At 43.3% G+C, this 402-nt stretch carries 1 protein-coding gene; it reads right to left on the bottom strand.

What is annotated here, in order from left to right; genetic code table 11:
* A partial coding sequence (locus H3R25_RS08990; RefSeq protein WP_198195185.1) for an IS3 family transposase occupies window positions 1-402 on the bottom strand: 402 nt, incomplete at both ends.

The raw sequence follows: 402 nt of genomic DNA, 5'->3' as shown, positions 1-402 counted from the left end.
TGAATACCATTTGTGATTGGGATAAACCGCACTGAAGCTGCGTTTAATCAAGTCAGGCTTAATCGGACCCTGAGTGCCGCGATAGCTGCTGTATTTGTGCCAGCGTTTACTGACTATGCCAAACAATTTCAGCTTGTTCATTAAGCGCTGCACTTTTTTATGATTGACTAGTAAACCGCGACGCCTAAGTTCTGCAGTAATGCGGCGATAGCCATAGCGGTGCTTGTGTTCTTCATAAACAGCTTTGATTTCAGCCATTATTTCTCGATTGTCCCGCTCTTTGTCCTTCTTCTTTAAAGTGTAGTAGTAATTACTGAGGGATAGATGGGGCAGATTGGGATTGGCATTAATGGCATCAAGAATAAAAGTTACGCTAACTTTAAGCTCGCGCCTTAGTTGGGT

Origin of the sequence: Lactobacillus sp. M0390, from assembly GCF_016102085.1 — a bacterium.
Taxonomy (GTDB): domain Bacteria; phylum Bacillota; class Bacilli; order Lactobacillales; family Lactobacillaceae; genus Lactobacillus; species Lactobacillus apis.
Note: the sequence above shows the minus strand (reverse complement) of the source record. Positions and strands in the feature narration are given on the sequence as shown.